We start from the raw sequence: 23,721 nt of genomic DNA on the forward strand, positions 1-23,721 counted from the left end.
CACGCCCGGCCCGTTCGGGATCGTTCGGGATGCGTGCCGCGGGCGCGCGGCGTTGTCAGGCTCTCCGCAGGCCGCGACGACCGCGGCACGACGGGTCCGCGCGGGGCGCGGCGGGACGAAGGAGCGACCGGTGGGGCTGTTCGACAAGCTCAAGGAGATGTTCTCGACGACGGCGGACCTCTACGCGAAGGAGGACGCCCCCGCGCTCACGCCGGCGCAGCAGCGCGGGCTCGCGCTCGGTGCGGTCTACGCCGTCGAGGGCGTGCTGCCGATCAATGCGCTCACCGTGGAGGCCGACGCGCGCACGGCCGCGAAGCCGCTCGCGGCGGGCTGGGACGTGCGGGGCGCCGACGACGTCGAGCGCACCTATGAGTTCCTGCTCACCCAGGGTCACCGGGGCTACTACGCGATCGCGATGCCGAAGGTCGAGGAGCTCTACTCGGGCCGCCTGAGCCGTCGCGACGCGAAGGGCGCGGCGGACCAGCACGTCGCCCAGGCGAGGCAGGAGGCGACGGCGCGGGGCCTCGACCCCGAGCGCGCCGTCGCGTTCTACCAGGGGTGGAGCGCGTCGGCCCAGATGGGCGGGCACGGCGAGCTGGCCGACCCGCTGCCGCCGTCGATCGCGGCGTGGGACGCCGCGCGGGTCGTGCACGTGAGCCGGCTCGCGGTCGACGCCGGGTTCGTCACCCCGGAGCGGGCGTGGGCCGCGATCGAGGAGGCCGTCGCGATGTCGCGCCCCGCCTACGCGTCGTGGGAGCAGTTCGGCGACGGGTTCCTCGCGGGGCGGGCGTTCTGGTCCGCGGGCAACCGCACCCCGGTCGACCAGGACCTGCCCGACTTCAAGCGCGCGGTCCGGCGGCTGCTCGACACCGAGTCGTCGCCCTGGCGCACACTGTCGTACTGACGGCGGGGACGAGAGCGACGGGACGAGAGCGACAGGACGGGAGGGCGGACGGTGCACCGATCGGCGTGGTGGTGGCGCGCAGGGCTCCTGCTCGTCGTGGTCGGTGTCGGCGTGGCGGTGGTCGCGGCCGACGACGGCCTGCGCTCGGAGGTCCACGCGGCCCTGTCGAACCTGGCGCGGGCGCTGTTCTGACCAGACCGTCCCGCCGAGCACGGGGTTGCTGTCGTCCTGGGCCTCAGAGCGACAGCAACCTCGTGCTCGGCACCGTGGGCGGCGCCGGCAGCGCCGCGGTCAGCCCTGGGCGTCGCGCCAGGTGACCCACTCGCGCACGAGGGACAGGTCGTAGTCGGGCCCGCTCGTGCCGACGGTGAACAGGGTCGCGCCCGCGGCGACGAGCGCGTCCGCGGACTCCGCCGGCGGCCGGGACACGGCGACCGAGCGCTCGACGAGCGCGGCGGTGTCGCGGCCCACGGCCGTGCCGTGCTCGTCGAGGATCGCGCTCTTGCGCGCGAGCGTCTCCGCGTCGCCGAACGAGTGCCAGACGTCCGCGTGCTCCGCGACGACGCGCAGCGTCTTGCGCTCCCCACCTCCGCCGACGAGCACCGGGATGTCGCGCGTCGGCGTCGGGTTCGACGCCGCCCAGCGGGCCTTGATGCGCGGTAGCGCCGCGGCGAGGTCGGCGATGCGGCCGCCCGCGGTGCCGAACTCGTACCCGAACCGGTCGTAGTCCTTCTCGAACCAGCCCGCCCCGATCCCGAGGATCAGACGACCGCCGCTGATGTGGTCGACCGTCCGCGCCATGTCGGCGAGGAGGTCCGGGTTGCGGTAGCTGTTGCACGTGACGAGTGCGCCGATCTGGACGCGCTCGGTCTGCTCGGCCCACGCCCCGAGCATGGTCCAGCACTCGAAGTGCTTGCCGTCGGGGTCGCCCGTGAGCGGGAAGAAGTGGTCCCAGTTGAAGATGACGTCGACGCCCAGGTCCTCCGCGCGCAGCACGGCGTCGCGGATCTGGGCGTAGTCGGCGTGCTGCGGCTGGAGCTGGACGCCGATGCGGAAGGGGTGCCGAGGAGAGGTCATGCTCGGAATCTACGTCCGGGCCGAGAACGACGACACCCCGCGTCGAGCACGACCTCGTCGGCGCCACGAGCGTCAGAACGACGGCAAGGTCGTGGTCGGCGGACCTAGGGTGGGCGCATGAAGCGACTGGTGGGCCTGCTCGTGACGCTCGTGGTGCTCGTGGCGGTCGCCGTCGTGGCCGACCGGGTGGCGGTGCGCGCCACCGAGCGCGGCGCGGTCACGGCGTTCGAGCAGCAGGCCGACGACGTGTCCGGCGCCCAGATCGACATCACCGGCTTCCCGTTCCTCACGCAGCTCGTGCGCGGGTCGCTGACGCACGTCACGGGCTCCGCGGACTCCGCGTCGTTCGGCGGCTACGCGATCTCCGACCTCCAGGTCGAGGCCGACGGCGTGAGCACGTCGGAGCCGTACCGGATCGCGTCCGGCACGGCGTCGGGCGTCATCGCGGCGGAGTCGCTGCAGCAGGTGGTCGCCGAGCAGAGCGGTCTCGACGTCGACGTCACCGCGACCGGCGGCGTGCTGTCCCTGGGCTTCGAGCTGCTGGGCACCACGATCACCGTCGACGTGACGCCGCGCGTGTCCGGACCGGCCGAGCTCGCCGTCGACGTCGTCGCCGTCCGCACCGGCCTCGGCACGGTCTCTGTCGACGACCTGCCGTCCGGGCTCTCGGGCGCGCTGTCCGACCTGCGCGTCCCGCTCGACCTGCCCGACGGCGTCGCGCTCGACTCCGTGTCCGCGGTCGAGGGCGGCGTGCGCGTCGCGGTGACGGGGACCGACGTCGTCGCCGCGGACCTGGTGGCCTCGTGACGTGGGCGGTGCGACCGTCGTGACCGGGGCGGGGTCGTGAGCACCAGGGCGGTCGACGGGCGCCGCGTCCTCGCGGCGCGCCTCGCCGCGCAGCGGCTCCGCTCGCCCGACCTGCCCGACGTGCCGACCGCCGTCGGGCACCTCGTCGCGGTGCAGGGGCAGGAGTTCCACCCCGCCCTGTGGGGCCTCACGCGGCGGCTGCGGCCGGACGCGCGGCCGGGTGCGGCGGGCGCGGTCGCCGCGTGCGACCGCGGGGAGGTGCTGCGCACGCACGTGCTGCGGCCCACCTGGCACCTGGTCCGGCCCGACGACGCGCGCTGGCTCCTCGAGCTCAGCGCGCCCCGCGTCCACCAGGCCAACGGGACGCTGTACCGGCAGGTGGGGACCGCCGGGCACGGGGCGGAGACCGACCTCGTCGTCGAGGCCGTGCAGGAGCGGCCCCGCACGCGCCGCGAGCTCGCGGGACTGCTCGCCGCGCACGGCCGCCCGCTCGAGGGCATCGCGCTCGGCTACGTGCTCATGCGCGCCGAGCTCGACCGGCTGCTGGTCAGCGGGCCGCTCGACGGCCGGCAGCAGACGTACGCCCCGTTCGACGACCGCGTCCCGCCCGGCTACGGGCCGCTCGGCGAGCGGTTCGACCGGGACGCCGCGCTCGTCGAGCTGCTGCGCCGCTACCTCGCGAGCCGCGCGTACGCGACGGTCAAGGACGTCGCCCAGTGGTCGGGTTTCACGCTGACGGACGTGCGGCGCGCGCTCGACCTGCTCGACGACCAGGTCGTGGCGGTGCCCGGGGCGGGTGCGCTCGACGGGCTGACGCTCTGGCGGCTCGCGGACCCCGGCGACCGGGTGCTCGACCCCGCGCCGTTCGTCGGTGCGCTCGCGCCCGACGGCGACCCCGCCCGGCCGGTCGTCGACCTGCTGCAGAGCTACGACGAGCTCTTCCAGTCCTTCGGCGAGTCGCGCAGGGTCGTCGTGGCCGACGGCGTCGACCTCGGCGACCGGCTCGGGTCCTTCATCCATGCCGTCGCGGTCGACGGCGTCGTCGTCGGGCGGTGGCGCTGGGTCGTCGGGACGCGCGACGTCGTCGTCGAGCCGCAGTGGCGCCGCGCGCCGTCGCTCGCGGAGGAGGAGGCGTTCGCCGCCCAGGTGGACGCGGTCCGCGCCCACTGGGGCACGCTCCGCGCGTGACGAGCCGCCGAGCACGGGATCCGCGACCGGATCGGCCCCGAGACGGTCGCCGACCCCGTGCTCGGGGTGGTGAGACCGGGGGCGGGGGATGGGTGGTCTGGGAGGGGGGAGTGGCAGGGTGGTGGGCGTGACGAACGTCGACGCTCCGCGTCTCGCTAACTGGGCCGGGAACCTCATCTACGGGTCCTCCGGGGTGGCACACCCCGCGAACCCGGAGGAGCTCGCCGACGTCGTGCGGCGGTCGGCGCGCGTCAAGGCCCTGGGGTCGCGGCACTCGTTCGGGGACGTCGCGGACACGACGGGCACGCACGTCGTCCTCGACCGGTACGACGACGGCCGCGCCCCCGTCGAGGTCGACCCGGCCTCGGGCGTGGTGTCGGTCGCGGCAGGCCTGCGGTACGGCGACGTGACGCGGCACGTCCAGGCGGCGGGCCGGGCGCTCGCGAACCTCGCGTCGCTCCCGCACATCTCGGTCGCGGGGTCGGTCGCGACGGCGACCCACGGCTCGGGCGACGTGGTGGGCTCGCTGGCGAGCGCCGTCGTCGGGATGGAGCTCGTCACCGGCGACGGCGAGCGCCGGACGCTGCGGCGCGGCGACGCGGACCTCCCCGGCGCGGTCGTGGCGCTCGGGGCGCTGGGCGTCGTGACGCGCGTCGAGCTGGAGACGGTCCCGACGTTCGACGTGCGCCAGGACGTGCACGTCGGGCTGCCGTGGGACGCGGTGACGGCGCACTACGACGAGATCACCGCGTCGGCGTACTCGGTGAGCCTCTTCACGGACTGGGGGCCCGACGGCGTCCAGCAGGTCTGGCGCAAGTCCCGCCTCGCGCCGGGGGAGGCCGGCGCGGCGCGGGCGGACCTCTTCGGTGCGACGCCCGCCACGACGATGCTGCACCCCCTGCCCGGCATCGACCCCGTGCACTGCACACCCCAGCTCGGCGCGCCCGGCCCGTGGAACGAGCGGCTGCCGCACTTCCGGCTCGACTTCACGCCGAGCAACGGCGCCGAGCTGCAGTCGGAGTACCTCGTGCCACGCGCGCGGGCCCAGGAGGCGTTCGCCGCGATGCGCGACCTCGGCCCGCGCGTCACCCCGCTGCTCCAGGTGGGGGAGATCCGCACCGTCGCACCCGACCCCGAGCCGCTGTGGCTCAGCCCGTTCGACGGCCCGACCGTCGGCGTGCACCTCACGTGGAAGCCCCTGCCCGACGACGTCGCGCGCGTCCTGCCCGACGTCGAGGCCGCGCTGCTCCCGCTGGGCGCGCGCCCGCACTGGGGCAAGCTCTCGCACGCGCTCGTCCACGACCCGGGCACCGTCGCGGCGCTCTACCCGCGCGTCGACGACTTCGGCGCGCTCGCGCAGCGCTACGACCCGCAGAGCCGCTTCCTCGGCGGGTACGTCGAGCGTCTGCTCGCGGGCTGAGCACCGCCGTCGGCTCGCACGGTGCCCGACCGGTCGTTACGGTCGTCCGAGCACCGAGAGGCTCGCCGCCGCGCCGACCCGCGCGGCACCCGCGCGGGCACGGCACGACAGAGGTACCGAGGAGAACTGTGGCAGCGACCGGCACGGCGGGCGGGGAGCCCGCGACGCAGCAGCCGCGCGAGGAGTGGACCGGGCAGGTCGGCTTCATCATCGCGGCCATCGGCTCGGCGGTCGGGCTGGGGAACATCTGGCGGTTCCCCGGCGTGGCGTACGAGAACGGGGGCGGGGCGTTCCTCGTGCCGTACCTCGTCGCGCTGCTCACCGCGGGCATCCCCATCCTGTTCCTCGACTACGCGATCGGGCACCGCTTCCGCGGGTCCGCCCCGACGGCGTTCCGGCGGATCGCGCGGTGGCTCGAGGGCCTGGGCTGGTTCCAGGTGATGATCTGCTTCGTCATCGCGCTCTACTACACCGCGGTCATCGCGTGGGCCGTGAGCTTCTTCGTCTTCTCGTTCGACCTGCGCTGGGGCGACGACCCGGCCGCGTTCTTCACGGGCGACTACCTCCGGCTCGCCGACCCGGGCGTGAGCCTCGAGTTCGTGCCGGCGGTGCTCGTGCCGCTCGTCGCGGTCTGGGTCGTGACGATCGTCGTCCTCGCGCTCGGCGTGGCGAAGGGCGTGCAGCGCGCGAACACCGTGTTCCTGCCGCTGCTCGTCGTGGCGTTCGCGGTGCTCGTGGTGCGCTCGCTGTTCCTCGAAGGCGCGGCGGACGGGCTGAACGCGCTGTTCACGCCGGACTGGTCGGCGCTCGGCGACGCCAACGTGTGGATCGCCGCCTACAGCCAGATCTTCTTCTCGCTGTCGATCGCGTTCGGGATCATGGTCACGTACGCGTCCTACCGCCGGCGTCGGTCCAACCTCACGACGCCGGGGCTCGTCGTCGCGTTCTCCAACTCCTCGTTCGAGATCCTCGCCGGCATCGGCGTCTTCGCGACGCTGGGCTTCCTCGCGCACGAGCAGGGGGTCGGCGTGGGGGAGCTCGAGGGCATCAGCGGGCCCATCCTCTCGTTCGTCACGTTCCCCGCGATCGTGTCGCAGATGCCGGGAGGCCCGATCTTCGGTGCGCTGTTCTTCGGGTCCCTCGCCATGGCGGGGTTCACGTCGCTGCTGTCCATCCTCCAGGTCGTGTCCGCGGGGTTCCAGGAGAAGTTCGGCTGGACCCCGCGGCAGGCCTCCGTGCGCCTCGGCGTGGTGAGCGCGGTCATCTCCGTCCTGCTCTTCTCCACCACCACCGGCCTCGTCGCCCTCGACACGGCCGACCAGTGGGCCAACAACGTCGGCATCGTGGGGTCCGCCGTGCTCATGTCCGTCCTCGTGCTGTGGGTGCTGCGGCGCGGACCGGAGCTGCGCTACCACCTCAACGCCGTCTCGACGTTCCGCCTCGGCCCCTGGTGGCAGGTGCTCGTCGCCGTGCTGGCTCCGCTCGTGCTCGGCTACATGCTCGTGTCCAGGATCGTCACGCTCGTCGTCGACGGCTACGAGGGGTACCCCGCCTGGTATCTCGCGCTCGTCGGCTGGGGCGCGATCGCGTTCATGGCGCTCGCCGCCCTGGTGCTCACCGCGATGCGCTGGCGCCGCAGCCCCGACGACTTCGTCCCCTGGCCGCCGTACCCGCCGGGTGACGCCTCTGCGGGGCCGGGCCGTGCGCCGTCGGGCCGCGGGACGGCCGGCCGCACGACTGCCCCGACCGGTGCCGACGGGGAGGAGACCCGATGACCACCTCGGCCGTGATCCTGCTCGTGCTCGCCATCGTCGTCGTGTGGGGCGGGCTGCTCGTCGCGATCCTGCGGCTGCGCGCCCAGCCCGAGCGGGCGGACTACCCGCCCGGGGACGAGGACGACCACCGCGAGGACGAGGCGCCCGCCGCACGCGACACGTAGCCCGCGCCGGTCCGCGCCGAGGGCGGGTGCGGTTCGTCACGGTTAGGCCTCGATGTCCCCGCCGGTTTGGTGAGCGAGGCCGAACGGCCCCACACTCGTGCGCAGGTGCCGCGCACCGCCGGGTCCTCTGTTCCCCGTACGTTCCTCTGCCCTCACGGGCCGGGTGCTGACGTAACACGACGGAGACGATCGGTGTCTACGCTGCCCCTGCCCGGCCCCCACCGATCGGAGACACCATGCGTACGACCCCGCGCAAGCTCCCCCTCACCGGTCTCGTCGCGCTCGCCGCGACGAGCACCCTCCTGCTCGCCGCGTGCACCGACGCGTCCCAGACCGGGACGGACGGCAGCACGTCGGGCTCCGGTGACGAGACGTCGGCGGCGCCGTCGTTCGACCCGTCGACCATCGAGGTCGACGACGCGGCCGCCGCGCTCCTGCCCGAGGACGTCGCCTCCGCGGGGACGCTCGTCGTCGGCTCGAACACCGAGTACGCGCCCGCCGAGTTCATCGACGCGGACGGCAAGACGCCCATCGGGTTCGACATCGACGTCATCAAGGCCGTCGGCGCGACGCTCGGGCTCGACGTCGAGGTCCAGTCGGCCGACTTCCCGGCGATCATCCCCGCGCTCGGCACCAAGTACGACGCCGGGATCTCCTCGTTCACCATCACGGAGGAGCGCATGCAGGAGGCGAACATGATCGCCTTCCTCAACGCGGGCTCCGCCTACGCGGTCGCGTCGGGCAACCCGGACGACATCGACCCCGAGAGCCTGTGCGGCGTGACCGTCGCCGTGCAGACGGGCACGGTCCAGGACGAGGACATCGCCGTGCAGAGCCAGGCGTGCACCGACGCCGGCGAGGAGAAGATCGACATCCTCCAGTACGACTCGCAGTCCGACGCCACGACGAACGTCGCGGGCGGCAAGGCGCAGGTCCTCTACGCCGACTCGCCGGTGATCGGCTACGCCGTCGAGCAGACGGGCGGCCAGCTCGAGCAGCTCGGCGACGTGTTCGACAGCGCGCCGCAGGGCGTCGTCGTCGCGAAGGACGACACGGAGCTCGCCGCCGCGATCCAGGCAGCCCTGCAGTCGCTCATGGACAGCGGCCAGCTCGAGGAGATCCTCGGGGCCTGGGGCAGCGGCGACGCCGCCCTGGAGACGGCCGAGCTCAACCCGTCCGTCGGCTGACGACCCCCTCGCCAGCCCCCGTCCGTCCCGCCGTCCCGCGGGCGCCCACCCGGCGCCCGCGGCCGGCGGCCGGGACGACCGCGCGGACGACGACGACCGCGCGGCCCGGCTCGTCCCCCGAGCCCCGACCCCCCGAGGTGCACCATGACGACCGGTAGCTCCCCCCGCGGCGCCGCCGCCGGACCGGCCGACGACCCGGTCCCCGACCGCATCCACGCCGTCCCCGTCCCGCGGCCCGGGCGGTGGATCTCCGCCGCCCTGCTGCTCGTGCTCGCCGCGATGGCGGCCAACGCCCTGCTGACGAACGAGAAGTTCCGGTGGGACGTCGTCTGGCTGTACTTCCGCGACGTGACGGTCGTGCGCGGCGTGGGCTGGACGCTCGTGCTGACGTTCGGCTCGATGCTCATCGCGATCGTCCTCGCCGTGCTCCTCGCGATCATGCGGCGCTCGGACAACCCCGTCATGCGGTCGGTGAGCTGGGGCTACATCTGGTTCTTCCGCGGCACCCCGATCTACACGCAGCTCGTGTTCTGGGGCCTCATCTCGGTGCTGTACCCGCGCCTGAGCCTCGGCATCCCGTTCGGGCCGGAGTTCTTCGAGTTCCGCACGGCGGACCTGTTCACCGCGTTCGTGTGCGCGCTCATCGGGCTCTCGCTCAACGAGGCGGCGTACCTCGCGGAGATCGTGCGCGCGGGCCTCGGGTCGGTCGACCCGGGCCAGACCGAGGCCGCGAAGGCGCTCGGCATGAAGGACGGCAAGATCCTCACGCGCGTCGTGCTGCCCCAGGCCATGCGCGTGATCGTGCCGCCCACGGGCAACGAGACCATCTCCATGCTCAAGACGACGTCGCTGGTCCTCGCGGTGCCGTTCACGCTCGACCTGCAGTACTCGACGAACGCGATCGGCAACCGCCTCTTCCTGCCGATCCCGCTGCTCATGGTCGCCGCCATCTGGTACCTGCTCATCACGAGCGTCCTCATGGTCGGCCAGCACTACGTGGAGCGGTACTACGGCCGCGGGTTCGGCACGCAGGCGCCGACGCGGCGCCGCGGGCGCGGCCCGGGCGGGCGCGGCCGCAAGCCGAACCGGCAGGACCTCATCGCCGCGTCCGGCACGACGAAGGACGACCCCTTCCTGGAGGTGACCCCGTGAGCGGGACGCACGACACGGCATCCGCGGCGCCCCGGACCTCCCCGGAGGCGGGCCGCTCCACCGACGCCACCCCGATGGTGCAGGTCGAGGGCCTGCACAAGATGTTCGGCGACCTGCACGTGCTCAAGGGCGTGGACCTCGAGGTCGCGCGCGGCTCGGTGTGCGTCGTGCTCGGCCCGTCGGGCTCGGGCAAGTCGACGCTGCTGCGCTGCGTCAACGAGCTCGAGGAGATCACGGGCGGCCGCGTCCGGGTCGACGGCGAGCTCATGGGCTACCGCGAGGTCACCAAGGACGGCCGCACTCGCCTGCACCGCCTGCACCCCAAGGTCGTGGCGCGGCAGCGCTCGCGCATCGGCATGGTGTTCCAGCGCTTCAACCTGTTCCCGCACATGACGGCGCTCGAGAACGTCGCGGAGGCGCCCGTCCAGGTGCGCGGGCTGAGCAAGGCGCAGGCGCGGGCGCGCGCGTCCGAGCTCCTGGACCGCGTGGGCCTCGCGGACCGCGCCGACCACTACCCGGCGCAGCTCTCCGGCGGCCAGCAGCAGCGCGTGGCCATCGCGCGGGCGCTCGCCATGGATCCCGAGCTCATGCTGTTCGACGAGCCGACGTCGGCCCTCGACCCCGAGCTCGTGGGCGAGGTGCTGGCCGTCATGCGCGACCTCGCGCGGTCCGGCATGACGATGATGGTCGTGACCCACGAGATCGGGTTCGCGCGCGAGGTCGCCGACACCGTGGTCTTCATGGACGACGGCGTCATCGTCGAGCAGGGCAGCCCGGAGCAGGTGCTCGAGGACCCGCAGCACGAGCGCACGCGGTCGTTCCTCGCCCACGTGCTGTAGACGGCGTTCGGCACGGCGAGGGAGCCTCGCGAGACCGGCCCGGCGCCTGGGCGGACCCTCGACGGGTCGACCGCGGGCAGGCGGGTCGGTCTCGCGCTCAGCCGGCGCGGCGGCGGCGCGGGAGCGCGGGCGCTCCGTGCGTGGGCGCGAGGCGAGGCGAGAGCCCCGTGGGGCGGGCGACCGTGACCATCTCCCCGCTGAGCGCCCTGCCGAGGTGCACGAGCGGCAGCATGTTCTCGTGCTCGACCACGAGGGCGTCGTAGATCGGGGTCTCGCTGTCGGGGGTGGGAGAGGAAGATCGCGTCAGCACGCCTCCCACTGTCGGTGAGGGACGTGTGTTCCGCGACCGGAAGCGGTGACGTGTCCGTGAGGCGTTCGTGGAGACCGCCGGGTCACCAGCCCCAGTCGCCCCAGTCCCAGCCGCCCCCGCCGCCGTCCCCCTCGCCGCCGTCGTTCCCGTTCCCGCCGCCGTTCCCGGGCCCGTTCCCCGGACGCTCCTCCTGCTCGCGGTCGTCCTGCTCCTTCTGGCGGTCGTCGAGCTCCTGCGAGCGCTTCGCCGCGTCCTCCTCGGCCTGCGCGACGGCCTCCTCGCGCTCCGTGAGCTGGGCCGTCGCGGCGTCGAGCTCGGCACGCTGGGCGTCGAGGTCGGCCCGCTCGGACTCGAGCTGCTCGCGCTCCGCCGCGACCTCGCTCTGCACGCGCTGCGCCTCGGCCCGCTCGCGCTGCGCCTCGCCCTGCGCCGAGAGCGTGAGGCCGATGCCGACGAGCAGGCCGACCGCGACGCCCGCGAGGCCGACCGCCGTCGGGACGAGCCAGCGCCGCCCCCGCTCCGGCGCCTGGTCGCCGTCGTCGTCGGCCGCGGGCAGGGCGAGCGGCCCCACCGGGATGACGCCGGCGGTCCCGGCCCGGGCCGGGACCGTCGGGGCTGCACCCGGGGTCGCGGACGGCGTCGGGCGGGCGGGGGGCACAGGCGTCGCCGGGCGGGCGGCGGGGACGGGCGTCGGGCGCGCGGCCGGGTCGTCGAGCATCGCGCCGAGCGCGGGGAGGATCATCGTCGAGCTCGCCACGGGGTGGTCCTCCACGGCGCCCCGGGCCGGAGGGGCGGCCGGGACGGCGGCCGCGACGCGCGTCGCGTCGGCCTCGGGGCCGACCGCCGGGGTCGCGCCCGACGAGCGGGCGCGCAACGACCGGCGGGTCGGCGCGCCGGACCCGACGGGCAGCGGCTCGGTGCTGTGCAGGACGGGCGCCTCCGGGGGCGGCACGGGGCCGGGCGCGGGGGCGGCGTCGTCGGCCCAGAACACCCACCCGGGCGGGGGCGGCGGCCAGGACGGGTCCGGGTGCCACTCGGTCGTCGGGGTGAAGCCCGCGGGCACGGGCCACCCCGGCGGCGGTACGAAGCGCACGGCCATGGGTCCTCCTTCGGTGGCGCCCGCCGCGCGGGGGCGGGACGCCGGGAGCCGCGGGGCTCCCGTCCGGCGTGGACGCGCCGCGGCGACGTCCGACGACGACGTCCGGGCGGGACGTCCGACGGGAACAGTAGGGGAGCCCTGGCCGTCGGCACGAATCGCCTCATCCCGGGCACGGGTCGGCCGGAGATGCGTGATGGGGACGCGGAGGACGGCGGGCGGTCCTGGGTGCTCAGCGGGTGGTCGGTGGGCGCGGCGGGCGGAGGGGCCGGTGCGGGTGGGTGGCGCCGACGCGTGGGTGGCCGCTGGTAGAACGGACGCAGACCGACGGACGGTCGGCGGCGACGGCCGTCGGCGGCCGTCCCGAACCGGAGGTGTGCGTGTTCCTCGTCGACGAGCCGGTGCTGCGGGCCGCGACCGTGGCCGACCGGGCCGGTGCCGGCGCGGCGCCTCCCCGCGAGCAGGCGCTCGTGCTGTCGGCGAGCGACCTCGTCGTCGCCGCGGACTGCGAGTACCGGCTCCTGTGCCGGCTCGACGAGCAGCTCGGGCGGGCGCCCCGCCGCGACGAGGGCGACGAGGGCGACGACGCGATGCTGGCCCGCACGGCCGAGCTCGGCGCCCGGCACGAGCGCGCGGTGCTCGCGGGCTACGAGGCCGAGCACGGCCCGTTCGACCCGGCGACCGGCCGCGGCGTCGTGCACGTCGAGCCGCCGCGCGGCACCTCGTGGGACGAGCTCGTCGCCGCACAGGCGCGCACGCTCGCCGCGGTCGAGGCGGGGGCGGACGTCGTGCACCAGGCCGCTTTCTTCGACGGCGCGTTCCACGGCCGGGCCGACTTCCTCGTGCGCACCGGCACGGACGACGCGGGCGCGGCGCGCTACGCCGTCGTGGACGCCAAGCTCGCGCGCCGCGCCAAGGTCCCCGCCCTGCTCCAGCTCGCGGCCTACGGCGACCAGCTCGTCGCCGCGGGCGTCCCCGTGGACCCGGACGTCTCGCTCGTCCTCGGCACGCGTGAGCGCACGTCGCACCGCCTGGCCGACCTGCTGCCCGTCTACCGGGACCGGCGCGAGCGGCTCGTGCGCCTGACGGCCGAGCACGTCGCGCGCGAGGGCCGTGCCCCGTGGGACGACCCGGCGGTCCGTGCGTGCGGGCGCTGCGCCGACTGCCGCGCCCAGGTGGAGGCGCGCCGGGACGTGCTCCTCGTCGGTGGCGTGTACGAGTCGCAGCGCACGGCCCTGCACACGGCGGGGATCCGGACGATCGACGAGCTCGCCGCCGCGACCGACGAGACGCCGGTCCCGGCCGGGATGAGCCGGTCGACCTTCGCGCGCGTGCGGCGCCAGGCCGCGCTCCAGCTCGGCACCGGCCCGTCCGACGGCGCGGTCGTGTGGGCCGACGCGTCCGGGCCGCACGAGCTGTCGTGGCGCATCGACGACCCGGCGCCCGTGCTCGCCCTGCCGGAGCCCAGCCCGGGCGACCTCTTCTTCGACTTCGAGGGCGACCCGCTGTGGACGGACGCGAGCGGCACGAGCTGGGGGATCGACTACCTGTTCGGGTGGGTCGAGCGTCCGGCGACGCCCGAGGACCGGCCGCCGTTCCACGCCCTGTGGGCGCACGACCTCGCGGCGGAGCGGGACGCGCTCGTCGCGTTCGTCGACCACGTCAACGCGCGCCGCCGTGTCCACCCCGACCTGCACGTCTACCACTACGCCGACTACGAGCGCGCGCACCTGCTCGCGATCGCCGCGCGGCACGGCGTCTACGAGGAGGAGGTCGACGACCTGCTGCGCGACGGCGTCCTCGTCGACCTGTACGCCGTCGTGCGGCAGGCGCTGCACGTGTCCGACCGCTCGCGGTCCATCAAGAAGCTCGAGCCGCTCTACATGGGCGACGAGCTGCGCACCGGCGACGTGACCACGGGCGCCGCGTCCGTCGTCGCGTACGCCGAGTACACCGCCCTGCGCGACGCGGGCCGCAGCGAGGAGGCGGCCGAGCTCCTGCAGGGGATCGCGGACTACAACCGGTACGACTGCGTGTCGACGCTGCGCCTCGCCGCGTGGCTGCGCGAGGCGGCCGCGGGGGTCGCGGACCGTGACGTCACCGGGGATACCGCGGCCACGGCTACGGCCACCGGCACGGCCGCCACGAGCGTCGGCGCCACCACCGTCGCGGCTGCCACGACCGGTGGGGTCGACGAGACCGGGGCCGGGGAGCGCGAGCGGTCCTCCGCGGTGCTGCTGGAGGAGGAGATCCGGCAGGCCGTCGGCGAGGACCGCGCACGGCGCACCGCGGACGAGCAGGCGCTCGCGATGTACGGGGCGGCGGCCGGGTACCACCGGCGCGAGGCCAAGCCGTTCTGGCACGAGCACTACTCCCGCCTCGCGCTCCCGCCCGACGAGTGGCTGGGGCGGCGGAACGCGTTCCTCGTCGAGCAGGCCGAGGTCGTCTCGGGGTGGGAGGTCGAGCCGGGCCGGCGCACGTGGTCCCGGCACCTCGAGCTCGTCGGACGACTGCCCGAGGGCAGCGACCTGCGCGTGGGCGTCGCCCCGTTCGTGCTCTACGACCCGCCCCTGCCACCCTGCGCCCGCACGGCCGTCGACGGCGTGCGGGGGTGGCTCACGGGCGGGGTGATCCTCGACGCCGGACGCCGCGCGACGTCGGCGGGCGAGCGCGACGTGCTCGTCGTGCGCGAGCAGCTCCCGACGAGCGCGGAGCCGTTCGACGCGACCCCGGTCGCGCTCACCCCGTCGCCGGGGCCGGGCACGAAGCCGCTCGAGGCCGCCACCGAGGAGGCCGCGCGCCGCGCTCTCGCCACGTGGCGGGCCACGGGCTCGCTCCCGCGGGACGCCGCGACCGACCTGCTGCTGCGCCGGTCGCCGCGCCTCGTGCCCGCCGATCCGGCCGCACCGCACGTCGCTCCGGACGGAGCCGCCGCGGCCGACGGCGCGGGCAACGTGACGGGCGGCGTGCTGCCGCCCGTCGCGGACGATGTCGTCGACGCGGTCACGGCGGCCGTCGAGCGGCTCGACGACTCGTACCTCGCCGTGCAGGGCCCTCCCGGGACGGGCAAGACGTACGTCGGCGCGCGGGTCGTGGCGCGGCTCGTCGCGCAGGGGTGGCGCGTCGGCGTCGTCGCGCAGTCCCACGCCGTGGTCGAGAACCTGCTGCGTGCGGTCGTGCTCGGCGCGGGCGTGCCGCGCGAGCTCGTCGCGAAGAAGCTCGCGGCGGACGGGCCGTCGCCGCGCGCCGTGTACGCCGAGCTCGACGGCGCCCACCTCGCCGCGTTCGCGACCGAGCCAGGCCCGCGGGTCGTCGGCGGCACCGCGTGGGACTTCGCCGCCGAACGGCTGCCCGCGGGCACGCTCGACCTGCTCGTCGTCGACGAGGCGGGGCAGTTCTCGCTCGCGAGCACGGTCGCGGTCGCGCGGGCGGCCCGCCGCCTGCTCCTGCTCGGCGACCCGCAGCAGCTCCCGCAGGTCAGCCAGGGCCGTCACCCCGAGCCCGTCGACCGCTCGGCGCTCGCCTGGCTCGCCGACGGCCACGGGGTGCTGCCCCCCGAGCGCGGCTACTTCCTGGCCACCACGTGGCGCCTGCACCCGGACCTCGCCGCGGCGGTCTCGACGCTCTCCTACGAGGACCGGCTGCGGGCGCACCCGCTCGCCGCGGCCCGCCGCCTCGACGGCGTCGCGCCCGGCGTGCGGCAGGTGCTCGTGGAGCACGGGGGCAGCACCGTGCGCTCGACGGAGGAGGCGGCCGAGGTCGTGCGCCAGGTCGCGGACGTCCTCGGCCGGTCCTGGACGACGACGGTCGACGGCGTCGCGCACGAGCGTCCGCTCGGGCAGGGCGACGTGCTCGTCGTCGCCCCGTACAACGCGCAGGTGTGGGCGGTGCGTGGTGCCCTGCGCGACGCGGGCTACCCGGACGTCGAGGTCGGGACGGTCGACCGGTTCCAGGGCAAGGAGGCTCCGGTCGTCATCCTCACGCTCGCGGCGTCGTCCGGGCACGAGGCGTCGCGCGGGCTCGGGTTCCTGCTCTCCCGGAACCGCCTCAACGTCGCGGTGTCGCGCGCGCAGTGGAGCGCGGTCGTCGTGCGCTCGCCCGGTCTCACCGACACGCTGCCCCGCTCGGCCCGCGGTCTGGAGGAGCTCGGCGCGTTCCTCGCCCTCACGTCCTGATGGGCGACGCCCGGCCGCCTGACGGGCGACGCCCGGCCGCGGGAGCCACCTGAACCGCTCGGCGGAACCTCCGACCGGACGCACCCGCCGGAACCGCGCGCCGGTGCGCGTCGTTGGTCGGGGAGTGAGCCGTACCCGGCCACGACCCCGGCGCGAGCGCACCGCTCGGCGCCCCCACCCCCGGAGGACGACCCATGGGATTCCTGGACCGGCTCCTCGGCCGCGAGCCGCGAGACCACGGCGGCGCGCCGCAGCACACGGGCCCCTACGGCGCCCAGCCCCCGACGCAGCCCGCGAACCCCTACCCGACGCAGTACCCGGCCCAGCAGCCCGCGTACGGCAGCGCCCCGCAGGACGCCCGGCCCGCGGCCGGGCAGCGCACGCCCGACCAGGTGGCGATCGACCGCTACCGCTACCTGCTGCGCACCGCCCCGCCGGACGCCGTCGAGCAGGCGCACGCCGAGGCCTTCGCGCGGCTCACGCCGGAGCAGCGCCGGCAGGTGCTCGCCGAGCTCGGCGAGCAGGTCCCGGCGGGCGAGCGGGCGACGTCGGACGCCCCGCAGGACCTCGCCCGCATGGCGACGCGCGCCGAGATGCGGCAGCCCGGGACGCTGGAGCGCACCTTCGCGGGCCGGGGCCAGGCGGGCCCCGGGTTCGGCGCGATGGTCGGGTCGAGCCTGCTGGGCACGATCGCGGGCGTCGTCATCGGGTCCGCGGTCGCGAACGCCCTGTTCGGGCCCGCGTTCGCCGACCCGAGCCAGCCCGTGGCCGAGGACGCGGCTGCCGAGGACCCGGGCGCGGGCGAGGACCCGGGCGCCGCCGAGGGCGGCGCTGACGGCGGCGCCGTCGAGGCGTCGGGCGGGGACCCCACGGGCGGTGCCGACGGCGGCTTCGACGGCGGCGGCTTCGGCGGCGGTTTCGACGGCGGCGGCTTCGACGACTTCGGCGGCTTCGGCGAGTTCTGAGGCTGCCCGCCCTCGGCGTCGCCCGACCTCGCCCCGCGTTGAGTGCATGAAACAGTCGCCCTCGAATCGGTTCGGGCGCGACTGTTTCATGCACTCAGCGTCTGGCCCGTCGCGTCGCGTCGCCCGGAACGCACGAGTGCCCCCGACCGGAGGGTCGGGGGCACTCGAGGAACGATCGATCGGTGCGGCGAGCCGCTACCGAGGAGATCGGGTCAGACGGGGCGGATGTTCTCCGCCTGCGGGCCCTTCGGGCCCTGCGTCACGTCGAACTCGACGCGCTGGTTCTCCTCCAGCGTGCGGAAGCCCTGCGACTGGATCGCGGAGTAGTGCGCGAACACGTCGGCCGAGCCGTCCTCGGGGGCGATGAAGCCGTAGCCCTTCTCGCTGTTGAACCACTTCACGGTTCCGGTAGCCATTGTTACTCCTTCAAGAGTGTGGAAACACCCCCCGCGGGCGCAGGGGAGTACATCACGGTGTTCGTCGTCAACTCTTGGGTAACAAGGTCCGCCGGGCACCCGCCGGGTGGCGGTCACGTCGACGCGAGGACAAGCGAGGCACTGCAATCTCGGAGACAACCGTACATGGTAGGCCCCCTCTTGGCCATGGGTTGCCGCGAGCTGTTGTGCCGACCCCCGCGGCGTCCGCGGTGGCAGGTGCAGGGAGCGCGCGCGGAGGCGCCCGGACGGTCCCCGGGCGCTCCCCGTGAGGTGCCCGGAGAGGGTCGCCGGGGAGCGCGTCGAGGGCTCAGAACGGGACGTTCGTACCGTTCACGGAACGAAACGAGACCCTTGCGTTACGAGTCGGTAACAACTCCCTGCGTCCCACGAAACCCGATCCGCCTACGTTCGCGTCACCCAGGAACGCGGAGGCGCCCCCTCCCGCGGATTCGTGGGTCCGGAGCCCTCCGAGATGCCGCGGAGGGCTCCGGACGGCGCGACCGCGGGGAGGTTTCGTCCCCGGGTGACCTGTGTCACTATTCAGCACGCAATTCAGTGTTGAATTCAGCGATCGACCGCGGAGAGAGGCGGCTTGGCTGCCTCCGCGGGGATCAGGACCACGGAGGTTGGCATGCATCGCACAGCACGACGGGCGAGCGGGGGTGCCGCCCTGCTCCTCGCGGCCACCCTCGTCCTCACCGCCTGCGGTCCCCAGTCCCAGGGCGGCGGCGACGAGACGACCGGGACGTCGACCGAGACCGACGACGGCGGCGGCTCGGCCGACCTGAGCATCGTCCCGTCGGTCCAGATCGACATCGACGGCGCCGAGGTCGAGGCGACCGCGGCCGGCAACCCGGCGGACCCCGCCGGTGACGGCAGCGCCGAGTGCGCCGAGGGCACCTCGATCGCGGTGGCCGGAGCTCTCACGGGCCCGAACGCCGCGCTCGGACTCAACATCCAGTACGGCGCCCAGGTCGCGGTGGACGCGTTCAACGAGGCGAACCCGGGCTGCCAGGTCACGCTCAAGCCGTTCGACACCGAGGGCGACCCGCAGAAGGCGACCCAGGTCGCGCCGCAGATCGTCGGCGACGCGAGCGTGCTCGGTCTGCTCGGCCCCGCGTTCTCGGGCGAGACGGCCGCCACGGGCGACGTGTTCAACCAGGCGGGCCTGCTGTCGCTCACGGCGTCGGCGACCAACCCCGACCTCACGAAGAACGGCTGGACGAACTTCTTCCGCGGTCTCGCGAACGACGCCGTCCAGGGCCCGTCGGTCGCGAAGTACCTCGTCAACACGAAGGACTTCGGCAGCGTCTGCGTCGTCTCCGACAACTCGGACTACGGCATCGGCCTCGCCCAGCAGATCACCGAGGGCCTGGGCGACGCCGCGAACGAGGACTGCGCCGCCGAGGTGAAGACCGGCGACAAGGACTTCTCGGCCGCCGTCCAGATCATCTCCGGCGCCGACGCGGACGCCGTCTTCTACGCCGGCTACTACGCGGAGGCCGCGCCGTTCGTGCAGGGCCTGCGCGACGGCGGCGTCGACATCCCGTTCGTCTCGGCGGACGGCACGAACGACCCGCAGTTCGTCTCGCAGGCGGGTGCCGCGTCGAAGGGCGCGATCCTCTCCTGCCCGTGCGGCCCGGCCCCGGAGGACTTCGCGGCCACCTACGAGGAGACGAACGGCCAGGCGCCGGGCGTGTACTCGGTCGAGGGCTACGACCTCGCGACGATCATGCTCACGGGCATCGCCTCGGGCGTGACCGACCGTGCGGGCCTGATCGACTACGTGGCGAACTACTCCGGCGAGGGCCTGGCCCGCGCCTACGAGTGGGACGACACGGGCGAGCTCGCCTCCGCGCTCATCTGGATCTACGAGGTCCAGTAGTCCGACGACGACGGGCGCCCCGCCCCGACGTCCCCGCCCCGCGCGGGGACCGGTCGGCGGGGCGCCCGTCGTGGACCACGACCTCGTACCCCAGAGAACGAACCAGGGAGCGTCATGCCCGCTCTTGCTGACGCGCTGATGCACAGCGCGACCGCCGGCCCCCTCGTCCACCAGTCCCTCATCGACTTCAACATCGCGGGCCTCGCCCGGAACTTCTGGGGCCTCACCATCGAGGGCCTCACCTACGGCGCGATCTACGCGCTCGTCGCCGTCGGATACACGCTCGTCTACGGCGTGCTGCGGCTCATCAACTTCGCCCACTCCGAGGTCTTCATGCTCGGCATGTTCGGGCAGTACGCGACGCTCATGCTGCTCGGCTTCTACCCGAGCGGGAACGCGTACGACAAGGGCATCGCCCTGACGGTGCTCTACCTCGGCATCGCGATGCTCGGCGGGATGCTCGTCGCGGGCGGTGCCGCCGTCGGGCTGGAACGCGTGGCGTACCGGCCGCTGCGACGGCGCGGCGCACCGGCGCTCGTCTTCCTCATCACCGCGATCGGGATGTCGTTCATCATCCAGGAGTTCGTGCACTTCGTGCTGCCGAAGCTCACGGGCGGCACGCTCGGCGGCGTCAACGCGCAGCAGCCGATCCGGCTCGTCCAGCCCGAGGTGCAGTTCACGATCGGCGGCGCGCCGGTCACGAACATCACGCTCGTCATCATCCTGTCGGCGCTGGTCCTCGCGCTCGCGACGGACATGTTCATCAACCGGACGAAGTTCGGCCGCGGCATCCGCGCCGTCGCGCAGGACCCGGTGACCGCGACCCTCATGGGCGTCTCGCGCGAGCGCGTCATCATGCTGACGTTCCTCATCGGCGGCATCCTCGCCGGTGCGGCCGCGCTGCTCTACACGCTGCGCGTGCCGAACGGGATCATCTACTCCGGCGGCTTCATCCTCGGCATCAAGGCGTTCTGCGCTGCGGTGCTCGGCGGCATCGGCAACCTGCGCGGCGCGCTGCTCGGTGGCCTGCTGCTCGGCGTCATGGAGAACTACGGCCAGGTCGTGTTCGGCACGGAGTGGCGCGACGTGGTCGCGTTCGCGCTCCTCATCATCGTCCTGATGTTCCGCCCGACGGGCATCCTCGGGGAGTCGCTGGGGAGGGCCCGCGCATGAGCACCTCGACACCTGCACCCGCCCCCGCGCCCGACGGCGGTCGCCCCACCGCGATGCCGCCCGCCGGCCGCGTCGCGACGAAGGACCGGCCGCACAGCGGAGTCGGCGACCGGCTGCGCCTGTGGTGGGACGCCCAGGCCCGGCCCACGCAGTGGGCGATCGGCGTGCCGTTCCTGATCTTCCTGGCGCTCGTGCCGATCCTCAACATCCCGGTGCTCACCACGGTGGGCACCAACTTCGGCGGGGTGATGGCGCAGTTCGGCATGATCGCGCTCATCGCCATCGGCCTCAACGTCGTGGTGGGCCAGGCGGGCCTCCTCGACCTCGGCTACGTCGGCTTCTACGCCATCGGTGCGTACACGGTCGCGATCCTCACGAGCCCCGACAGCCCGTGGAACCAGACCGACGAGTGGCTGTCGAAGGACTGGGCGTGGCTCGCGGCGCTCCCGATCGCGGTCGCGATCACGTCGTTGTCCGGGCTGATCCTCGGCTCGCCGACGCTGCGCCTGCGCGGCGACTACCTCGCCATCGTCACGCTCGGCTTCGGTGAGATCGTCCGCCTCCTCGCGGACAACCTCGACGAGCTGACGGGCGGCGGCCAGGGCCTGCGCGGCGTCGCCTACCCCCGGGTGGGCGTCACGGAGGAGCTGCCCAACGGCGTCTTCTCCGCGGGGAACGCCGCGGGCACGCTCAACTCGGGCGTGTGGTGGTACTGGCTGAGCCTCGTGTTCATCGTCATCTCGCTGCTGCTCGTGGGGAACCTGGAGCGCTCGCGCGTCGGGCGCGCCTGGGTCGCGATCCGCGAGGACGAGGACGCGGCCGAGATCATGGGCGTCCCCACGTTCCGCTTCAAGCTGTGGGCGTTCGTCATCGGGGCGTCGATCGGTGGTGTCGCGGGCGCGCTCTACGCCGGGCAGGTCCAGTTCGTCATCCCGACGAACTTCAACGTCATCAACTCCGTGCTCTTCCTGTGCGCCGTCGTGCTCGGCGGCCAGGGGAACAAGCTCGGGGTGATCCTCGGTGCGTTCATCATCGTGTACCTGCCGAACTTCTTCCTCGGCCGCACGGAGCTGTTCGGCATCCCGATCAACGGCAACGAGATCGCGAGCTACCGGTACCTGTTCTTCGGGATCGCGCTGGTCGTGCTCATGATCTTCCGTCCGCAAGGGCTCCTCCCCGTCCGGCAGAAGCTCCTCGCCTACGGGCGCGAGCTCTACGTCGCCGCGCGCCGCGCGGCGCAGGCCGTCACGCGGGGCGGGTCCGACGACGGCGCCCGCCCGGGCTCCCCGGCGGTCGCCACGGCGTCGGGCGGCTCCCGCGCGACGGGCACGACGACCGGGACCGGCGCAGACGGCACCACGACCGGGGAGGAGACCCGATGAGCACCCACGACCCCGGCGGCATCGGCGCGGGCGGCGAGCACGGCGACGAGCACCTCGCGTCGTCGGGCCGCGCCGACTCCTCGCGTGCCGACCTGTACATGCCCGGAGCCGTCCTCGAGGAGCCGGCGGTCGTCGACGTCGCGGACGTGCGCCCCGAGCTCGCGAACCCCGAGCTCGTCGACGCGATGGTCGCACCGGACCGCACGGTCCACGCACGCGTCGGCGAGCCGCTGCTCCAGATGCAGAACGTCACGGTCCAGTTCGGCGGCCTCGTCGCGCTCGACGACGTGACGTTCGACATCCGGCGCGGTGAGATCCTCGGGCTCATCGGCCCGAACGGCGCGGGCAAGACGACCGCGTTCAACGCGATGACGGGCGTCTACCGGCCCACCCAGGGGCAGGTCGTCTTCGACGGCTCCCCGGTGGGCAAGCTCAAGCGCTACCGGATCACGCAGCGCGGCATCGCCCGCACGTTCCAGAACATCCGCCTGTTCAACGAGATGACGGCGCTGGAGAACGTCGTCGTCGGGTCGGACGCGCGGCACCGCACGTCGGTCCCCGGGGCGCTGCTGCGCACGCCGCGGCACCGGCGCGAGGAGCGGGACGCGATCGACCGGGCGCTCGCGCTGCTCGAGTTCGTGGGCGTCGGCGGGCGGGCGACGGAGAAGGCGCGCAACCTCTCGTACGGCGACCAGCGCCGGCTCGAGATCGCGCGGGCCCTGGCGACCGAGCCGAAGCTGCTGTGCCTCGACGAGCCGGCGGCCGGCTTCAACCCGGCGGAGAAGGAGTCCCTCATGGACCTCATCCGCCACATCCGCGACGACGGCTACACCGTGCTGCTCATCGAGCACGACATGCGCCTCGTGCGCGGGGTGACCGACCGGATCGTCGTGCTCGAGTTCGGGCGCGTCATCGCGGACGGCACGCCCGACGAGGTCACGAACGACCCCAAGGTCGTCGCGGCCTACCTCGGCGTGCCCGACGAGGAGCTGGACGGCCCGGACGGCGTCGGGCCCGCGGCCCCCACCACCGAAGGAGGCAGCGGCCATGCCCCTGCTTGAGCTGCAGGACATGACGGTCGCCTACGGGCGCATCGAGGCCGTGCGCGGCATCTCGATCACCGTCGAGGAGGGCGAGCTCGTCACCCTCATCGGGGCCAACGGCGCCGGGAAGACCACGACGATGCGCGCCATCTCGGGCATCCGCCCGGTAGCGCGGGGCAAGGTGCTGTTCGACGGCAAGGACATCACGAAGATGAAGGCGCACCTGCGCGTGCTCGAGGGCATCGTGCAGGCGCCCGAGGGCCGCGGCATCTTCCCCGGCATGACGGTCGTCGAGAACCTGGAGATGGGCGCCTACGCGCGCACGTTCGCGTCGAAGGCCGAGCACGACGAGACGGTCGAGCGCGTCTTCGACCTGTTCCCGCGGCTCGCGGAGCGCAAGGAGCAGGTGGGCGGCACCATGTCGGGCGGCGAGCAGCAGATGCTCGCGATCGGGCGCGCGCTCATGGCCCGGCCGCGGCTGCTGCTCCTCGACGAGCCGTCGATGGGGCTCGCGCCCATGGTCATCCAGCAGATCTTCCGCATCGTGTCGGAGATCAACGCGCAGGGGACGACGGTGCTGCTCGTCGAGCAGAACGCGCAGCAGGCGCTGTCGCGCTCGCACCGCGCGTACGTGCTCGAGACGGGCGAGGTCGTGCGCAGCGGCGGCGGGCGCGAGCTGCTCGCGGACTCGAGCATCAAGGAGGCGTACCTCGGCGTCGCGTGACGGGCACGCCGTCCTCGG

The 23,721-nt window shown here is 74.1% G+C and carries 21 protein-coding genes; 17 read left to right on the top strand and 4 right to left on the bottom strand.

Going from position 1 to position 23,721, the window contains the following annotated elements; genetic code table 11:
• Positions 1-130: 130 nt before the first annotated feature.
• A complete protein-coding gene (locus tag BXA05_RS05995) occupies positions 131-904 on the top strand; it encodes a DUF1266 domain-containing protein (RefSeq protein ID WP_076404308.1) in 774 nt (257 codons plus the stop codon).
• A 51-nt stretch (positions 905-955) separates the two neighbouring features.
• On the top strand, positions 956-1,096 hold the full coding sequence (locus BXA05_RS20005) for a hypothetical protein (protein WP_157446567.1): 141 nt from the start codon (positions 956-958) through the stop codon (positions 1,094-1,096).
• A 99-nt stretch (positions 1,097-1,195) separates the two neighbouring features.
• On the opposite strand, the gene BXA05_RS06000 is transcribed toward BXA05_RS20005, so the two are convergent.
• Positions 1,196-1,981, bottom strand: coding sequence for an LLM class F420-dependent oxidoreductase (locus BXA05_RS06000; RefSeq protein ID WP_076404309.1), 786 nt, complete (start codon positions 1,979-1,981; stop codon positions 1,196-1,198).
• Positions 1,982-2,098: 117 nt separating this feature from the next.
• Between BXA05_RS06000 and BXA05_RS06005 the strand changes: the two genes are divergently transcribed.
• The 8 genes from BXA05_RS06005 (at position 2,099) to BXA05_RS06040 (ending at position 10,513) form a co-directional block, all read left to right on the top strand.
• Complete coding sequence (locus BXA05_RS06005) at positions 2,099-2,788, top strand: LmeA family phospholipid-binding protein (protein ID WP_076404310.1); 690 nt, start codon at positions 2,099-2,101, stop codon at positions 2,786-2,788.
• A 36-nt stretch (positions 2,789-2,824) separates the two neighbouring features.
• On the top strand, positions 2,825-3,976 hold the full coding sequence (locus tag BXA05_RS06010; protein ID WP_076404311.1) for a DNA glycosylase AlkZ-like family protein: 1,152 nt from the start codon (positions 2,825-2,827) through the stop codon (positions 3,974-3,976).
• 121 nt (positions 3,977-4,097) lie between these two features.
• Positions 4,098-5,396, top strand: coding sequence for an FAD-binding protein (locus tag BXA05_RS06015; protein WP_425291917.1), 1,299 nt, complete (start codon positions 4,098-4,100; stop codon positions 5,394-5,396).
• Between the two features lie 128 nt (positions 5,397-5,524).
• Positions 5,525-7,171, top strand: a complete 1,647-nt coding sequence (locus tag BXA05_RS06020; RefSeq protein ID WP_076404312.1) for a sodium-dependent transporter — start codon at positions 5,525-5,527, stop codon at positions 7,169-7,171.
• Complete coding sequence (locus tag BXA05_RS06025; RefSeq protein ID WP_076404313.1) at positions 7,168-7,335, top strand: methionine/alanine import family NSS transporter small subunit; 168 nt, start codon at positions 7,168-7,170, stop codon at positions 7,333-7,335. Before BXA05_RS06020 ends, BXA05_RS06025 begins: the two co-directional genes overlap by 4 nt.
• A 236-nt stretch (positions 7,336-7,571) precedes the next feature.
• Positions 7,572-8,522: an ABC transporter substrate-binding protein gene (locus BXA05_RS06030; RefSeq protein WP_061267903.1), complete on the top strand. Its 951-nt coding sequence runs from the start codon at positions 7,572-7,574 to the stop codon at positions 8,520-8,522.
• A gap of 144 nt (positions 8,523-8,666) precedes the next feature.
• Positions 8,667-9,674, top strand: a complete 1,008-nt coding sequence (locus tag BXA05_RS06035; RefSeq protein ID WP_076404314.1) for an amino acid ABC transporter permease — start codon at positions 8,667-8,669, stop codon at positions 9,672-9,674.
• Positions 9,675-9,748: 74 nt separating this feature from the next.
• On the top strand, positions 9,749-10,513 hold the full coding sequence (locus tag BXA05_RS06040) for an amino acid ABC transporter ATP-binding protein (RefSeq protein ID WP_076404612.1): 765 nt from the start codon (positions 9,749-9,751) through the stop codon (positions 10,511-10,513).
• Between the two features lie 97 nt (positions 10,514-10,610).
• On the opposite strand, the gene BXA05_RS19640 is transcribed toward BXA05_RS06040, so the two are convergent.
• Positions 10,611-10,823, bottom strand: a complete 213-nt coding sequence (locus tag BXA05_RS19640) for a hypothetical protein (RefSeq protein ID WP_143311064.1) — start codon at positions 10,821-10,823, stop codon at positions 10,611-10,613.
• 82 nt (positions 10,824-10,905) lie between these two features.
• A complete protein-coding gene (locus BXA05_RS06045; protein WP_076404315.1) occupies positions 10,906-11,922 on the bottom strand; it encodes a hypothetical protein in 1,017 nt (338 codons plus the stop codon).
• A 377-nt stretch (positions 11,923-12,299) separates the two neighbouring features.
• Here BXA05_RS06045 and BXA05_RS06050 point away from each other — a divergent pair, with 377 nt between their 5' ends.
• Together BXA05_RS06050 and BXA05_RS06055 are read left to right on the top strand one after the other, a co-directional pair.
• Positions 12,300-16,094: a TM0106 family RecB-like putative nuclease gene (locus BXA05_RS06050; protein ID WP_244550394.1), complete on the top strand. Its 3,795-nt coding sequence runs from the start codon at positions 12,300-12,302 to the stop codon at positions 16,092-16,094.
• A gap of 194 nt (positions 16,095-16,288) precedes the next feature.
• A complete protein-coding gene (locus BXA05_RS06055) occupies positions 16,289-17,059 on the top strand; it encodes a hypothetical protein (protein WP_076404316.1) in 771 nt (256 codons plus the stop codon).
• Between the two features lie 212 nt (positions 17,060-17,271).
• Here the strand turns inward: BXA05_RS06055 and cspE are convergent, their stop codons facing one another.
• Complete coding sequence (gene cspE / locus BXA05_RS06060) at positions 17,272-17,475, bottom strand: transcription antiterminator/RNA stability regulator CspE (protein WP_009861351.1); 204 nt, start codon at positions 17,473-17,475, stop codon at positions 17,272-17,274.
• 652 nt (positions 17,476-18,127) lie between these two features.
• On the opposite strand from cspE, the gene BXA05_RS06065 reads away from it, so the two are divergent.
• From BXA05_RS06065 to BXA05_RS06085, 5 genes are all read left to right on the top strand, one after another.
• Positions 18,128-19,381, top strand: a complete 1,254-nt coding sequence (locus BXA05_RS06065) for a branched-chain amino acid ABC transporter substrate-binding protein (protein ID WP_076404317.1) — start codon at positions 18,128-18,130, stop codon at positions 19,379-19,381.
• A gap of 114 nt (positions 19,382-19,495) precedes the next feature.
• A complete protein-coding gene (locus BXA05_RS06070) occupies positions 19,496-20,554 on the top strand; it encodes a branched-chain amino acid ABC transporter permease (RefSeq protein WP_043657230.1) in 1,059 nt (352 codons plus the stop codon).
• Positions 20,551-21,936 (top strand): branched-chain amino acid ABC transporter permease, encoded by a 1,386-nt coding sequence (locus tag BXA05_RS06075; RefSeq protein WP_240949494.1) that lies wholly within the window; start codon positions 20,551-20,553, stop codon positions 21,934-21,936. Before BXA05_RS06070 ends, BXA05_RS06075 begins: the two co-directional genes overlap by 4 nt.
• A complete protein-coding gene (locus BXA05_RS06080; RefSeq protein ID WP_083711550.1) occupies positions 21,933-22,997 on the top strand; it encodes an ABC transporter ATP-binding protein in 1,065 nt (354 codons plus the stop codon). The genes BXA05_RS06075 and BXA05_RS06080 overlap by 4 nt, the downstream gene beginning before the upstream one ends.
• Positions 22,984-23,703 carry an ABC transporter ATP-binding protein gene (locus BXA05_RS06085; RefSeq protein WP_021483127.1) on the top strand — a complete coding sequence of 240 codons (720 nt, stop codon included), beginning with the start codon at positions 22,984-22,986 and terminating at the stop codon, positions 23,701-23,703. Before BXA05_RS06080 ends, BXA05_RS06085 begins: the two co-directional genes overlap by 14 nt.
• Positions 23,704-23,721 lie beyond the last annotated feature (18 nt).

The organism is Cellulosimicrobium funkei (assembly GCF_900155925.1).
In the GTDB taxonomy this organism is placed as follows: domain Bacteria; phylum Actinomycetota; class Actinomycetes; order Actinomycetales; family Cellulomonadaceae; genus Cellulosimicrobium; species Cellulosimicrobium funkei.

Excerpts from the sequence above, each read along its gene's own strand:
- BXA05_RS06000 (WP_076404309.1), bottom strand. The coding sequence starts at position 1,981 with ATGACCTCTCCTCGGCACCCCTTCCGCATCGGCGTCCAGCTCCAGCCG.
- BXA05_RS06005 (WP_076404310.1), top strand. The coding sequence starts at position 2,099 with ATGAAGCGACTGGTGGGCCTGCTCGTGACGCTCGTGGTGCTCGTGGCG.
- BXA05_RS06025 (WP_076404313.1), top strand. The coding sequence starts at position 7,168 with ATGACCACCTCGGCCGTGATCCTGCTCGTGCTCGCCATCGTCGTCGTG.
- BXA05_RS06030 (WP_061267903.1), top strand. The coding sequence starts at position 7,572 with ATGCGTACGACCCCGCGCAAGCTCCCCCTCACCGGTCTCGTCGCGCTC.
- BXA05_RS06035 (WP_076404314.1), top strand. The coding sequence starts at position 8,667 with ATGACGACCGGTAGCTCCCCCCGCGGCGCCGCCGCCGGACCGGCCGAC.
- BXA05_RS06040 (WP_076404612.1), top strand. The coding sequence starts at position 9,749 with ATGGTGCAGGTCGAGGGCCTGCACAAGATGTTCGGCGACCTGCACGTG.
- BXA05_RS06045 (WP_076404315.1), bottom strand. The coding sequence starts at position 11,922 with ATGGCCGTGCGCTTCGTACCGCCGCCGGGGTGGCCCGTGCCCGCGGGC.
- BXA05_RS06055 (WP_076404316.1), top strand. The coding sequence starts at position 16,289 with ATGGGATTCCTGGACCGGCTCCTCGGCCGCGAGCCGCGAGACCACGGC.
- cspE (WP_009861351.1), bottom strand. The coding sequence starts at position 17,475 with ATGGCTACCGGAACCGTGAAGTGGTTCAACAGCGAGAAGGGCTACGGC.
- BXA05_RS06065 (WP_076404317.1), top strand. The coding sequence starts at position 18,128 with ATGCATCGCACAGCACGACGGGCGAGCGGGGGTGCCGCCCTGCTCCTC.
- BXA05_RS06070 (WP_043657230.1), top strand. The coding sequence starts at position 19,496 with ATGCCCGCTCTTGCTGACGCGCTGATGCACAGCGCGACCGCCGGCCCC.
- BXA05_RS06075 (WP_240949494.1), top strand. The coding sequence starts at position 20,551 with ATGAGCACCTCGACACCTGCACCCGCCCCCGCGCCCGACGGCGGTCGC.
- BXA05_RS06080 (WP_083711550.1), top strand. The coding sequence starts at position 21,933 with ATGAGCACCCACGACCCCGGCGGCATCGGCGCGGGCGGCGAGCACGGC.
- BXA05_RS06085 (WP_021483127.1), top strand. The coding sequence starts at position 22,984 with ATGCCCCTGCTTGAGCTGCAGGACATGACGGTCGCCTACGGGCGCATC.